The organism is Paenibacillus sp. TAB_01, assembly GCF_043945595.1.
Classification (GTDB): domain Bacteria; phylum Bacillota; class Bacilli; order Paenibacillales; family NBRC-103111; genus Paenibacillus_S.
Window position 1 is genome coordinate 127,501 of sequence record NZ_JBIFNP010000002.1, and the last position, 14,346, is coordinate 141,846.

The 14,346-nt window shown below is 50.9% G+C and carries 11 protein-coding genes, 1 rRNA gene and 2 pseudogenes (1 of these 14 only partly in view); 2 read left to right on the forward strand and 12 right to left on the reverse strand.

Annotated elements, in window-relative coordinates:
* The 9 genes from ACHHV8_RS33830 to ACHHV8_RS33870 form a co-directional block, all read right to left on the reverse strand.
* A 16S ribosomal RNA gene (locus ACHHV8_RS33830) occupies positions 1–88 on the reverse strand (it extends 1,455 nt beyond the left edge of the window).
* A gap of 392 nt (positions 89–480) precedes the next feature.
* Entirely contained in the window at positions 481–1,347 is an 867-nt protein-coding gene (locus ACHHV8_RS33835; protein ID WP_395163850.1) for an inositol monophosphatase family protein, read from the reverse strand.
* Between the two features lie 145 nt (positions 1,348–1,492).
* Positions 1,493–2,521 carry a glycosyltransferase gene (locus ACHHV8_RS33840; RefSeq protein WP_395163851.1) on the reverse strand — a complete coding sequence of 343 codons (1,029 nt, stop codon included), beginning with the start codon at positions 2,519–2,521 and terminating at the stop codon, positions 1,493–1,495.
* Positions 2,494–2,709: a hypothetical protein gene (locus ACHHV8_RS33845; RefSeq protein ID WP_395163852.1), complete on the reverse strand. Its 216-nt coding sequence runs from the start codon at positions 2,707–2,709 to the stop codon at positions 2,494–2,496. Before ACHHV8_RS33845 ends, ACHHV8_RS33840 begins: the two co-directional genes overlap by 28 nt.
* 321 nt (positions 2,710–3,030) lie before the next feature.
* Positions 3,031–3,801, reverse strand: coding sequence for an enoyl-ACP reductase FabI (gene fabI / locus ACHHV8_RS33850; RefSeq protein ID WP_395163853.1), 771 nt, complete (start codon positions 3,799–3,801; stop codon positions 3,031–3,033).
* 109 nt (positions 3,802–3,910) lie between these two features.
* Complete coding sequence (gene uvsE / locus ACHHV8_RS33855) at positions 3,911–4,891, reverse strand: UV DNA damage repair endonuclease UvsE (protein WP_395163854.1); 981 nt, start codon at positions 4,889–4,891, stop codon at positions 3,911–3,913.
* Positions 4,892–5,043: 152 nt separating this feature from the next.
* Positions 5,044–5,361 carry a hypothetical protein gene (locus ACHHV8_RS33860; protein WP_395163855.1) on the reverse strand — a complete coding sequence of 106 codons (318 nt, stop codon included), beginning with the start codon at positions 5,359–5,361 and terminating at the stop codon, positions 5,044–5,046.
* A 117-nt stretch (positions 5,362–5,478) separates the two neighbouring features.
* Positions 5,479–6,648: a D-alanine--D-alanine ligase gene (locus tag ACHHV8_RS33865; RefSeq protein WP_395163856.1), complete on the reverse strand. Its 1,170-nt coding sequence runs from the start codon at positions 6,646–6,648 to the stop codon at positions 5,479–5,481.
* A gap of 145 nt (positions 6,649–6,793) precedes the next feature.
* The gene (locus tag ACHHV8_RS33870; RefSeq protein ID WP_395163857.1) at positions 6,794–7,819 is read right to left on the reverse strand and encodes an amidase domain-containing protein; all 1,026 of its coding nucleotides are present in this window, start codon (positions 7,817–7,819) and stop codon (positions 6,794–6,796) included.
* Positions 7,820–8,072: 253 nt separating this feature from the next.
* Here ACHHV8_RS33870 and acnA point away from each other — a divergent pair, with 253 nt between their 5' ends.
* A complete protein-coding gene (gene acnA, locus ACHHV8_RS33875; protein ID WP_395163858.1) occupies positions 8,073–10,778 on the forward strand; it encodes an aconitate hydratase AcnA in 2,706 nt (901 codons plus the stop codon).
* A 229-nt stretch (positions 10,779–11,007) separates the two neighbouring features.
* Here acnA and ACHHV8_RS33880 read toward each other — a convergent pair whose 3' ends face one another.
* Positions 11,008–11,751 (reverse strand): IclR family transcriptional regulator, encoded by a 744-nt coding sequence (locus ACHHV8_RS33880; RefSeq protein WP_395163859.1) that lies wholly within the window; start codon positions 11,749–11,751, stop codon positions 11,008–11,010.
* A 316-nt stretch (positions 11,752–12,067) separates the two neighbouring features.
* On the opposite strand from ACHHV8_RS33880, the pseudogene ACHHV8_RS33885 reads away from it, so the two are divergent.
* Positions 12,068–13,115, forward strand: a pseudogene (locus ACHHV8_RS33885) (alpha/beta hydrolase).
* Between the two features lie 134 nt (positions 13,116–13,249).
* Here ACHHV8_RS33885 and folE read toward each other — a convergent pair.
* Positions 13,250–13,839 (reverse strand): annotated as a pseudogene (gene folE / locus ACHHV8_RS33890) (GTP cyclohydrolase I FolE).
* Between the two features lie 226 nt (positions 13,840–14,065).
* Entirely contained in the window at positions 14,066–14,278 is a 213-nt protein-coding gene (locus ACHHV8_RS33895; RefSeq protein WP_395163860.1) for a YneF family protein, read from the reverse strand.
* Positions 14,279–14,346: the final 68 nt, after the last annotated feature.

Below are 14,346 nucleotides of genomic sequence, written 5' to 3' on the forward strand. Positions count from 1 at the left end.
CTTCACCCGAAGGTGAAATCCGCTCGACTTGCATGTATTAGGCACGCCGCCAGCGTTCGTCCTGAGCCAGGATCAAACTCTCCATTAAAGTTGTATAACTTGTAACAGAGCTTGTCTTAAGCTCAAAATTTCTTGCTAGCGAGAATTTACATTCTCTTTATTTCACTCACTCGTTGTTCAGTTTTCAAAGGGCAATCTCTTCGTCGTTTTGAGTCATGTCTCAAAAGCGACTTTTTAAATATATCACACTTCCACACTCGATTGCAAGTACTTTTTTTGAATATCTGCTTTTTTTCTTGAAAAGCAGCTTCTTTCGTACTCTCTCGACCAGCCTCTTCTTGGCCGGAAGACCAATATAGCATGTCCAAAAAATAAATGCAAGCATTGATTTTATTTTTGTTTCCCCCGCTAAAAATAAAAAAAGCCCTGGATCATGGCATCGTTAAATGACCGTGACCAGGGCAGTATGAGGTCTAAATGTTAAATCACCGTACCGACCGCATCGGCGGCTGCCAGCTCACGCTGCAGCTCCCCGTGAATATGTCCATTGGTGGCCAACAGATTTCGCACCCCTAAGGTATAAGGGTTTCCGTTTGTATCTGTCACCGTACCTCCGGACTCCATAATTAGTAACGCTCCCGCCGCGATATCCCATGAGTTCAGGCCGATCTCCCAGAAGCCGCTTAATCTCCCGGCCGCAACATAAGCCATATGCAGAGCAGCAGAACCTCCCATGCGGAGATTGCGGACGCTAGGGGCCAAGGCTTGAATCCCCCTCAGGTTAGCAGGCAAAGCCTCATAGCGGTCAGCCGGGAACCCCGTGGCAACCAGACTTTCGGAAAGCTTTTGCTCTGACGAAACCTGCATTCGTTTCCCTTTTACATAAGCCCCCTTGCCCTTCTCAGCCACGAACAATTCATTGCTGATAGGGTTGTATATCACGCCTACGATCACTTCCCCTTTGTGAGCCAGTGCAATAGATACACTGAAGAAAGGGAAACCGTGAACAAAATTAGTCGTGCCGTCCAGCGGATCGACAATCCATAAATACTCTGCGTCCCCCATCGCTTCCAAGGCTTGCTTGGACGCAAGCGGGCCGGGCTCCACTCCTTCCTCGCCGAGGATAGAATGGTATGGAAAATGAGTCAGAATCAAGTTGCGTATCATCTTCTCAGCGCCCTTGTCCACTTCGGTTACAAGATCGTGAGAGGAATATTTCGTATCTAAGCTGTTGAAATCCCCGAGCTTACTTTGTATCCATTCCCCCGCCTTGGAGGCGGTATTGATCGCTACAGCAGTATAGCTCTTACTTCCTACGGTAAAGGATGGATTGCTATTTGCAGACATCTCAATCAGTCCTTTTCTTGTCCTCTTATAAAAACAGGGTTTAAATTTACACTCAGTATATTGAATATACGCTGCAAAAGCTACTGCGTTTCATCCAAAAAAGAGGACGGGATGTGACAAAAGCGTTACAGCTGATTTTTGCCGATTAATAATCGTACGGTTTGGACTCTACAAATTCTCTTCGACCATGCCTCGTCATAACTTTGTTGATAATGTAATCGAAAAACTCTTGCCTCTTAACATGCAGATGGCCTGCCGTATACGCGGATATCGTCTCCATGCTGCGCCCGGACATACGTCTCTGTTTCGTTATATCATTCAGCAGATCACATATAAGCATTGCCAGCCTGTTATCATCTTCGGGCTGCATCAGCTGTTCGGGAGCCAACAATTCCGTGATCCCTCCGACCTTGGAGCCGAATACAGGCAGCCCTCTGCTCATTGCTTTCATTAAAGCAGACGGAGAGCTTTCACGGCGGCTCGGTTGTACATATACATCCAGGCCATCCAGCCATTGATCCATAGAGGAGCCGGAAGGAACCGCTTCGTTAAAGGACACACAATCGTTTATTCCCAAATCCTCTGCCATCCTTCTCCACCGGGATGAATCCCCGCTCCCGATAATATCAAGCTGCACCTTTTTGATCGTCAGCTGCCGTACTTTATTTAACGCGTATAATGCGGTATCGATTCCTTTGGCCGGACCTAGCATACCTCCGTAAAGACCGATGCGGTAAACTTCCCTATCGAAGCAGGTAGAGATACGGTCAAGCCTCGCCATATCAACCTCGGCGCTAAGCATTGGAATATGAACAGGAGAGCAAGAGACCACCCGCCCCATGCAAGGATAACAGCTTTGTAAAAACCGGTTCGTCGCATACATAGCCGCAGGCGCGTGCCGGACAGCCTTCTGCATCCGATGCTTCACGATGGGGGAAAGGAGCTTGCCGAACGAATTGTCGCAATATTCCTCCGCCGTTCCGATAACCTCCACCGCCCATGGCTTATTCAACTCTCTAGCCGCTTGAATGGCAAGCAAGCCGGTCTCGCTCGGCAGACGGGCAATCAGCACATCGCGGTGCTGCAAGGTTTGCTTCAAAATACGCAGAGCTTCATAGCGAAAATGGAAGATGGACAGCGTTCCGTTCAAAGGAGGCAGAGGCTGAGATACCATCCGCCGATCCCGAATTTGAAGGGCTGAATCCGTCTCAACCGATGGTACGGGGGGACTGGAGAGCATAGGATCATCTGATCAAAGGCATCCAAGTAATGTCTGGCGATAAGGTTGAATTCTTCATTGTCGGGACTGCCGGCAGCCGGATCTTTGTCCAAAATGAAGTCCGAAGCAAGTACTAATTTCACGCGGAACGGCTCCTCCTCAGGTCGTCTATAGAAGACAGATACAAGTAGACGGTTGCTCGATCCATCAGAGAGAGGTTCTCCAACTTTTCAACATCATGGCGGTAGATGACAGGAAATATGCAGCAATTCTATTGACGGCAACACAATAACCAAATAATACCATAGGTTTTTTTATCTCGTAAATACAAAATATGGGACTTTCTTACTATAGGTTCATCAATTTTCTATTAAATAAGTCCTTAAAATAAAGAATAGTAGATGAAACTAAAAAAACGCCTGCATCTCCTTCAAGATACAGACGTTGGGCGATCTTTAACTCTATTAAACTCCTACGATGTGATAGCCGTTATCCACGTAAATAACCTCGCCGGTAATGCCGCGGGACAAGGAGCTCATCAGGAACATGGCGGTATCGCCTACTTCGCTGACTTCCGTTGTACGGCGCAGCGGGGCTTTCTCCTCGACGGTTTTGAGAATGGAGTTGAAATCCTTGATCCCCTTCGCCGCCAAAGTGCGGATCGGTCCTGCCGAGATAGCATTCACCCGGATGTTGAACTGCCCCAAATCCCCTGCCAAGTAACGTACGTTGGCTTCCAGTGCCGCCTTCGCCACACCCATGACATTATAATTCTTCATCACTCGCTCGGCACCCAAATAGGTCATTGTCATGATGCTGCCGCCTTCGGTCATGAGGGGATACATTCTTTGAGCTACTGCAACCAGAGAGTATGCGCTAATATCTTGAGCCAGGGCATGTCCCGCACGGGATGTATTCACGAACAGACCCTCCAGCTCTTCGGTTTTGGCAAAAGCGATACTATGTACAAGACCGTGAAGCACGCCGAAGTGCTCTCTAACTGCGTCGGCAAGGCTATCAATCTCTTCGTCTACCGTGACATTGCAAGGTAGAATTACGGAGTTGGGGATCGTATCCGCCAGCTTGCGGACGCGTTCCTCTACCCGCTCACTCTCGAATGTAAAGGCAAGGCGCGCGCCTTGAGCGGCAAGTGATTGAGCGATTGCCCAAGCGATGCTGCGTTCGTTGGCAACACCCATAACGAGTATATTTTTACCTGTAAGCAGTTGACTCATAGAATATACGTTCCCCTCTCCAAGCTTAAAATGAGGCCTGCAAATTACGCAATCTCCCTAATCAAAGTACCCCATTTTTCCGAATATTTCAAGAACAATGTCAAGAGAGTCAGAGCTCGAAGGAGGCTTGCGTCAGACGGGCGACTCCTGAAAGCCTGCAAATATCTTCCATCAGCTGAAACAGCGCCTCGTCCTTCATCTTCGCCTCGATCATAACATCCAGGTTCGGCGTATAGGAGGCGATCGATCGTAAGAAGTCGTATAGTGTCGATGCGTCAATAAAGTCGGCATGACTTCGTATATCTTTGTCGTTCTTGGGGCTCGAAACATGAATTTTGGGAGGGAGCGCCTCCGCCGAAGCCTGCTTCGTTTGTCCGTTCCATGTATGCAAAATGCGGGGCCACAGCTCCGCTGCCGATTCACCGTTATGGTTCACCTGGTGATGATGAATATCGAGCACCATCGGTGCGCCCACTTTCTCGCAGGCTTCGAGCGTTTCGAGAGCGGTGAACGTTTTGTCGTCATTCTCAAGCGTCATTCTAAGGCGGATCGGATCGGGCAGCTCCATAAAATGCTCGATAAACCGTTTCATAGCCGTTGCTTTATTTCCATACGTGCCGCCGATATGAATGTTGTTTTTGCCGGACAGGTCAAGCCCCATCGCTTCCAGCATAGCCGTATGATTGCTTAGATCCTGCTGGGAGTTACGCAGCACCTCCGCACGCGGTGTACTGAGCACTGTAAAATGATCCGGATGAAAGCTGAGCCGCATACCGTTTTCTTTGGCATAGGCGCCAAGCTCGGCAAAATCATCTTTCAGCACTGAAAGCGGGTCCCAGCCCTGCAGCATTTCATGGCTCCATAAGGGAATGAGCTTGGAAGAGCAGCGGTACAGCTCTATATCATGAGCCTTATTATGCTTAAGCAGCCGGAGCGTATTGTGAAGGTTCTCCGCAGCGATACGCTCCAGTTTGCGGATGGCGGCCGCCCGATCCTCCAGCTTGGCAAAATTCGTAGCCGTCATTGTTTTGGACGGTGAGGCATTGTGAACCCGCATGGACATAGCAACATAACCAAGACGTACAATCATCGTGATTACACCCCAAGCTCTAATGTAATAGTTAGAGGCTAGGTTGCCCACATTGGATCTCAGCTATCAAGATATTGAACAACCTGCAAAGAAAAAGCATCCTCCCGCTGCAAGCGAAAAGATGCTCTGCCTCATCTATGTAGTTAAGGCTATTAAGAATGAACGCCAAAAAACATTTCGTGCGCCAGCGCCGTCTGAACCCGCGCCTCCTCGTCGGTTAGCTTGCGGACCAGTTCCATCTCGACCTGCGTGACTTCTTCGCCCTGAAAATTAATTTCGGCGATGGACGCTGCGATTTTGACAATCGCAATAGCCTGGTTATCCGGCGAATATGCAATAACCATCTGACCGGTCGGAAATACGCGGAACCCGCTTTTCATCATTTTGCCCCGGCCGTACTCCAAAAGCTCATAAAGCTCCTGCTCGGATTTGAATTTGCACACAGAATTAAATTCCGTTTGAAATCCCATGCCTGCCCCTCCTTTCAGACCGCTCTTCATATTATAGCTTCTAATCCTATTCCGTTAGTCATAAGCATACGTGATGCAGACGCCGGAAGCAAGGAAACGGCTGAAAAGCTCCGCCTTCTATTCGATATCAAAAGAATACTGCAGCCGCTGCTTATCGGCGTGCCGCTGAAGGGCCAATGCGATCAGGTCATCCAGCAGTTCAGCGTATGATTTCCCCGTCTCCTTCCAAAGAAGCGGGTACATACTGTAAGGCGTAAAGCCCGGCATAGTATTAATCTCATTAATAAAAATCTGATTGTCTTCTTTTCTGAGGAAGAAATCAACGCGGGACAAGCCCGAACCGTCCACCGCCAGAAAAGCCCGGACCGCCAGCTCCCGGATCTGTTCGGAAATTTCTGCAGGAATATCTGCAGGAATCATCATAGACGATTTACCGTCGACATATTTGGCTTTGTAGTCGTAGAATTCATTGGAAGATACGATTTCACCCACGACGGAAGCCTGCGGATCATCGTTCCCCAGCACTGCCACCTCGACTTCGCGGGCGTTAATATTCTCTTCGACAATGACCTTGCGATCATATTGAAACGCAACCTGGATCGCCTTAAGCAGCTCGTCGCGGTTCGCGGCTTTGCTGATGCCAACGCTCGATCCCAAGTTAGCCGGTTTAACGAAGCAAGGGAATCCGATCGCAATTTCGATTTCCATTAAGAAGAACGCCTGATCCTTCTCCCACTGGGTTCTTGTAAAATGACGGAATACACATTGGGGCAGCCCCTCTTGTGCAAACACCTTTTTCATCATGACTTTGTCCATGCCGACAGACGATGCCAGCACTCCCGCGCCGACGTAAGGAATATTGGCCATTTCCAGCAGGCCTTGAATGGTCCCGTCTTCGCCGAACGTGCCATGCAGAAGCGGCAGGACTACATCCAACCGAGCCTCGGAGGCTCCCGACGCAGCATCGACGGCCGCAATATTGGCCTGGGAATTGGCTGGAGCCGCCGCTTCTTGCACAGCTTGTGCCGAGCTGAAAAAAGGCTTGAGCGCAAAAGCGGCCGCCTGCGAGGTTTCATCGCTGCCGAATGTAAGTTCTCCCGCATGCTTGACAGGACCCGTCAGCTGGGAGCCGGCTCTCCACTCGCCCTGCTTCGTTATGTAAAAAGGATGGATTTCATATTTATTCATATCTATGGCGCCAATGACAGCTAGTGCGGTTTGCAGAGAAACTTCATGCTCTCCCGATCTGCCGCCGTAAATTAAGCCGATGCGAATTTTGTCGTTCATAGTAACCTCCGAAATCGATGTTGTGGTGATTTTAATGAAGAAAATGATGAAATAGCTGCGCAGGCGCGCCTATCCTGATAAATGCTCGAGTTCAAGCATAAACTGGCTGTATTCGAAGAATACTTGCTTGGTAGGGCTGCAGCCGTCACATAAAATCGGCGATATGCAAAAAACGGTAACGCGTCTTCTCGGTCCATGCCACGGAGTCTCTATAGCTCCAATAGCGGTGATGACTCGGCGTTGTATGCGCGTCAACCAGCGGCATCCCGTTCCCGTCTTTGGCGGTAACGATAGTGCTGTGCTGAAAGCGTCCGTCGCCGTCCCAGTCGTAGCTGATGACATCCCCCAGCTCCAGCTGGTCTGCGCTCTGCACCTCTTCAGCCCGAAGACCGGTGCGGCTCGCCGTCAAAAACCATTGCAGCGCCTGGGCCACCGCCCAGCTGAAGCTCCAATGCTCCTGGCCGTTAAAGCGTCCCTTGTACCACCAGCCCGAAGCTCTTTTCCCAGTATAGTTCATTGGCGCCCCGCCTGCAAAGAGGCATTGCGATATAAAGTTGCTGCAATCCACATCGAATTCGATATAAGCGGGATTCGCCTTATCCCACCATAATTCGGCGTAATCCACCGCTTTCTGTCGGTCGTAATGCTGCTTTCTTCCGCTCGTCTCTAAATAAGGAAGCATCGTGTGGTTCAAGTAGGGCATCGACGGCGCCCGCATCAGCACATGTTCGGCATAGTGATCGTCGACTTCCAGCAGACCGCCCGCAGGAATGCCCTGCTTCAGCGGCAGCGCCTGTTCTATGCCTAGCGGTTCCACACGCGAGATATACCATTTGCCGTCTACCGCATCGAGCGTGATGCGCTCTTTCTCGACCCGGCGCTCTTCGTATTCCGTTCCGCCGACGATGCCGACCGTGCTCCGTCTGAGCTTCAGGTCGGCCTTTACCCGTGCCGGGTGCTCAGCAGCGCTTAATATGGAAAGGCGCGTTTCATTTTTCACCGTAAAAAAGCCGCGGTCTTGATCCGTATGGGAGGTGCGGGCCAGTCTTTTCACCTGATCTTGCAAAAAAGAGGTATCAGTAACAAGCGTCAGCAGCGGTTCGACAGAGTAATCCATATCCATCTGATTTTTGTGATGAACATAATCGTAGAGCGTTCTTTTCCATGACATGGCGGCTACCTCCACAGTCGGTTTCAGATTTTCGAAATCGGCAATATACGGGCATTTACCGGACTTACAATCATTCCAAATATATGTAGCGTTGCTGGTAAAAATGATTGAATTTGACCTTTACGAAGCATCCTTGAGCATGTATACTTAAGTTATCACAAATATGAAATCGCGTTTCAACAGGTGAAACAACATAGATTTCAAAGTTGAATTTTCATTTTGCTGATTTTATTTATGAAGGAGGAACACAGAAATGGCTAAAAAAGACCATTACTCGGTCCGTAAAGCTTTGGATGTAAACGGTAAAACGTTCCATTACTACAGCTTGCCAGGACTCGAAGAGCAAGGCCACGGAACCATCTCGAATTTGCCTTTCTCCATTAAAGTGCTGCTCGAGGCGGCTGTTCGTCAGTTCGACGGCAGAGCGATTACTGCAGATCACGTTAAACAACTGACCCATTGGGCTCAAGAGCGTGACGACAAGGAGATTCCTTTCATCCCCGCGCGTATCGTGCTGCAAGACTTCACCGGCGTACCGGTTGTTGTTGACTTGGCCGCAATGAGAGACACAATGAAAAAATCCGGCGGAGACCCTAAACGGATCAACCCGCTCGTTCCTGTAGATTTGGTTATTGACCACTCGGTTATGGTTGATGCTTTCGGTACTAAAGATGCACTGGAAACAAACATCAACATCGAATTCGAGCGTAACGAGGAGCGCTACCGTTTCCTTCGCTGGGCACAAACCGCATTCGATAACTTCCGCGCGGTTCCTCCATCAACAGGTATCGTTCACCAAGTAAACCTGGAGTACCTGGCCAGCGTAGCTGCAACGAAAGTTGTCGACGGCGAAACGGAAGTTTATCCGGATTCCCTCGTAGGTACGGACTCCCACACCACAATGATCAACGGTCTTGGTATCGTAGGCTGGGGCGTTGGCGGTATCGAGGCGGAAGCGGGCATGCTCGGTCAACCTCTGTACTTCGTTACACCTGAAGTTATCGGCTTCAAGCTGACAGGCACTTTGCCGGAAGGCGCAACGGCTACAGACTTGGCTCTTACCGTCACTCAAATGCTTCGCAAAAAAGGCGTTGTCGGTAAATTCGTCGAGTTCTACGGCCCTGGTTTGAGCAACATTTCCCTGGCTGACCGCGCAACGGTTGCGAACATGGCTCCTGAGTATGGCGCAACAGTCGGTTTCTTCCCAGTTGACTCCGAGTCCTTGAACTACTTGAGAGGCACTGGCCGCGAAGAAGATCAAATCGCATTGGTAGAAGCTTACTATAAAGCACAAGGCATGTTCCGTACGGACGATACACCGGATCCGGCATTCACCGACAAAATCGAGCTTGACCTTTCTTCCGTTGTTCCTAGCTTGGCAGGTCCTAAGCGTCCTCAAGACCGCGTAGAGCTGACAGCTATGAAGGAAGAGTTCAACTCCATTATCCGTACTCCGATCGATAAAGGCGGATACGGCTTGAGCGACGATAAAATCGCTGAAATGGTTGAAGTGAAGCATGCGAACGGCGAAGTGAGCAAAATGGGTACAGGCGCTGTCGTTATCGCAGCGATCACAAGCTGTACGAACACTTCCAACCCAAGCGTTATGCTGGGTGCAGGCTTGGTGGCGAAAAAAGCGGTGGCACGCGGCTTGAGAAAGCCTGCTTATGTAAAAAGCAGCTTGACTCCAGGTTCCCTCGTTGTTACCGAGTACCTGAAAAACGCAAACCTTCTGGAATCCCTCGAAGCTCTCGGCTTCCACGTAGCGGGCTACGGTTGTGCAACCTGTATCGGTAACTCCGGTCCGCTTCCTGACGAAGTCAGCCAAGCTATCGCTGACAACGACATGACGGTTGCGGCTGTACTGTCGGGTAACCGTAACTTTGAAGGCCGCGTTCACGCGCAGGTTAAAGCTAACTACCTGGCATCTCCTCCACTGGTTGTCGCTTACGCTTTGGCAGGAACCGTGAATATCGACCTGGCGAAAGATCCGATCGGTTACGATCAAGCGAATCAGCCGGTTTATCTGAAAGATATTTGGCCTTCCAAAGAAGAGATTCAAGAAGCAATCAGCACAGCAATGGGACCGGAAATTTACCGCGCCAAATATTCGAACGTATTCCGCGCCAACGAGCGTTGGAACGCGATCGACGTACCGGAAGGCGAGCTGTACGAGTGGGATGAGAAATCTACTTACATCGCGAACCCTCCGTTCTTCGAAAACCTGGGCGCAGGCATTTCCGATATCGCCGATATCCATGCCTCCAAAACATTGGCTCTGCTGGGCGATTCCGTTACGACGGACGACATCTCGCCAGCCGGTAACATTAAAGCCGACAGCCCTGCAGGTAAATTCCTGATCGAGCACGGCGTGAAGAAAGAAGATTTCAACTCCTACGGCTCCCGCCGCGGAAACCACGACGTTATGATGCGCGGTACGTTCGCGAACATCCGTATTCGTAACCAAGTGGCGCCAGGCACAGAGGGCGGCGTAACGACTTACCTGCCAACCGGCGAAGTGGAATCGATCTACGATGCTTCGATGAAATATCAAGCTCAAGGTACGAACCTGGTTGTTATTGCAGGTAAAGAATACGGTACAGGCAGCTCCCGTGACTGGGCGGCTAAAGGTACGTTCCTGTTGGGCGTAAAAGCCGTTATTGCCGAAAGCTTCGAACGGATTCACCGTTCCAACCTTGTAGGTATGGGCGTCCTGCCGCTTCAATTCGTTGAAGGCCAAAGCTGGAAAACACTCGGTATCACAGGTACCGAAACGTTTGACATCACAGGCTTGAGCAACGATGTACAGCCAGGCCAACGCGTCAACGTAACAGCTACACGCGAAGACGGAACCAGCTTCTCCTTCGAAGCCGCTGTTCGTCTGGACAGCATGGTGGACGTGGATTACTACCGTAACGGCGGTATTCTGCAAACCGTATTGCGTCAAATCATGGCTTAAGTTTAAGCCGTTAAAAAGAAAGCTCCTGCAACCCGGATAGCCTCCGGTGCTGCAAGGAGCTTTTGCTTATAGTGCAGGCCCCTCTCCTGTTGTTCTGAGGAGAGGGGCCTGCGATACGCGCCGCCGGATCCTTCGCGGCAGCGCAAAATAGAAGCCTGTCCATCCACTGTAACAAGCGGATGGACAGGCTTCTTGCTGTTAAACCGGACAGCCGCTGCGGCCCGTCCGGTTACTTGATCATCTTGCCCATGCGCCGGGCGGCTTCCATCAGCACCGGCGCATGCTCCATCATCTTCTCCAACGTGAGACGGTTGGAGGGGCCGCTTACCGCGAGCGCCGCTACCAGCCGATGCGCGCGGTTCAAGATCGGCACCGCCACGGCAGCGGCGCCGGGCTCGCGCTCCTCGACGCTTGTCGCGAAGCCAAGCGCTCTCGCCTCAGCGAGCTTCTGCAGGAACGCGCTGCGGTTCAGACCGGACGGCCAGCCCGGGCCCTCCATCAGCGCCTCCTGCACCTCCGGCTCGGCGAAGGCCACCAGGATCTTGCTTGAGGCGCCGACATACAGCGGCAGCCTCGCGCCGATCGGAGCCACGCGGCGGATCGCCTGGTTGCTCTGTACAGCTTGGACGCGTACGCGCTCCATCCGATCGCGTACGTACAGGCTGATCGTTTCGTCCAGCTGGTCGCGCAGCCGCTCCATATCCGGCAGCAGAATGAGCGCCGGATCATCGCTGTGGTTCAAGTTTGCAGACAGCTCCCAAATACGGAAGCCCAGCCGGTATTTGTCCGAAGCGGGATCACGCAGCACAAAGCCCTTCCCCTCCAGCGAGGCGAGCAGTCTATGCACGGTACTCTTGTGCAGCGAGACACGGGCGGCAATTTCCGTCAAGCTCAAATCCTCGGCCTCTGTAAAGCAAAGCAATATATCCAAAGCGCGTTCCACCGCGCGTACGGTCAGCTTCCCATCTTCCATCCGGCTACTCCCCTGACATATACAGTTTCACTTGATGAAACCTAGTTACATATAGTATAACCCAAGTCCATGAAAACTTAAAGTCCCATCTTTCAAATTCAGCTCCCATATCCGCCCAAGTATTACACGCATATTACAGTAAGCTTACAATTTCCGGGAACGATTGACGCCGTGTCCTTATGCGAATTACTATAATAATAAGACTAAACGATCGGCAGTAAATGGACTCTCTCCATTTCCATCGATGTATCGTTAATCATAACGAACCGTCTGCGCACATTATCCAAAGTCATCTTAGTTATTAGGAGGGATTCCGATGGAAACCAACCCGATTACCTCTTCCGTCCCTATGAACCCGACCGATCTTGAAACCGCTATCAATCAGCCGGCCATTGCTGTCAAGCGCCGGTTTCGCGGACTATGGATCTCCTTATTATCGCTGCTGCTGCTGTTCCTCAGTCTCGTCTTGGCTTTCCATGCGTACGTGGCGTGGAAGCTGGCACGGCCCAGCATCGATCCGCTTCATTCCAATCCTTCGATCGCCTTCGGCGCAGCTTATCAGGATATCGAATTTCCCAGCTTGAATAACAAGACGACCTTATCCGGCTGGTACATCCCTGCTGAGCATCCTGTCGCTTCGAACAATAAAACAGTCGTTTTCTCGCACGGCTACGGCGGCAACCGCGAAGAGATCTGGGTCCCCTTGTACGATTTGGCTGCCGAGCTGCATAAGCAGAACTATAACGTCCTCATGTTCGATTACGGCTTTGTACAGCCCAAAGAAATTGTGACAGGCGGCATCCGGGAGTCTCAAGAGCTGCTAGGCGCCGTGAAATACGCCAAGCAGCAGGGCGCACAGCAGGTCTACGTCTGGGGCTTCTCGATGGGAGCAGGAACCGCGCTGCAGGCCGCGCTGCAAACCCAGGACATAGACGGCATGATTCTGGACAGCACCTTCATTCTGGAGCCCGACACGCTTTACCATAACATGAAGCAGGAAGCGAATTTGCCGAAGTTCCCTTCGGAGCCGCTGGTTCGATCTCTTCTTCCCGCTGCTGAACGGAGTCAGCCTCAACCAAATTCCTTATACGAAGGTGAAGGAAACCAAATACACGATTCCGATCTTCTTTATCCATGGCAAGCAGGATTCGAAGGCGCCTTATGAAATGGTTCAGAGCATTTTCAGAAACCAGCCCAACAACTCGGATGCCCAGCTCTGGCTTCTGCCTAACGATACTCACGAGCTGATTTACCGGGCGCATCCTAAGCAGTATTTATCCTTGGCTATGGGCTTTTTGAACCATATCCCGGCCCGCTCAAGCGTGCCTACGAACCAAGGGCACTTGGAGCTGAAAGCTTCCTAAGCCCATATGAGCTGCACTGCCGCCTAAACTAAACGCCTTGAACGCAAAAAAATCCCCATTCTCACAAAGCAGCCGGATCAATTGTCCAGCCACCCAGGTGAGATGGGGATTTTATCTTCTTCACTCTGCCTCAATTAATCCTTAATTAAGGACAAGAATTCCGCCCGTGATGCCGCATCCTTACGGAACAAGCCCCGACCGCGGAGGTGACCGTTTTGCTGCCCGGTTTCTTCACGCCGCGGGCGCACATGCACAAGTGCTCACCCTCTACGACGACCATGCAGCCGTGAGGCGTCAGCTCGGTTTCAATAATATCGGCAATTTCCGATGTAATGCGTTCCTGAACTTGAAGCCTGCGCGTAACCGCTTCGACCAGACGCGCAAATTTGCTCAGACCCGCGATCTTGCCGCTCGGCACGTAACCGATATGAATTTTGCCGAAAAACGGCGCCATATGGTGTTCGCACTGGCTGTAATAAACGATGTCTTTAACAATAACGAGCTCTTCGTGCTTCTCATCAAAAGCGACACCGAGAATATCCTTGTAATCGGCTTCGTAGCCTGCAAAAATCTCCTCATACATACGCGTCACTCTTGCTGGCGTATCGAGCAGACCTTCACGGTCGACATCTTCGCCGATTAACCGCAGAATCGAGCGGATATGGCCTTCAATGGCTTCCCGGTTTTCGACGACACGGTTGTTTTTATATTCTTTTGCCGGCATTGTATTCTTCCCTCCTATGGGCTTCGCTCAAGACTTTCGCCTGCAAGCGGAAGCATAGCTTGGACTTCATTGAAGGTGAAGTCTGCTGCAAAAATGACTGCCTGTTTCCTCGTAACGACAAAAAGCCCGCTGTCCTCAAGGGATGGCCCGGAGCTTCAAAAAAAACCGGGCTACAGCAAGCATTTCCCTCCTATTCAAGAGCCTCGAAGGAAGCCCCGGCTCTCGCCTAAGGACGGAACTTTTGTTTCTTCATCATTTGCTGCGCCCGCTGCATTTGCTGCTTATTCAAATTATAGCCCATCTTCTTGGCCATTTCCTGAAGCATCTCAGGATTGTTCTGCATATTCTCCAGCTGCTTTCGCAAGTAATATACGCCTACGAAAAAGCCTCCTACCCCGCCAATCAATAAAGTGACAATAGGAATAATGTAGCTCCACATGGTAATTATCCACCTCATCCGGAAGTTATCAATGTACATCATAGCAAATCCCCGGCTTGCATACAAAT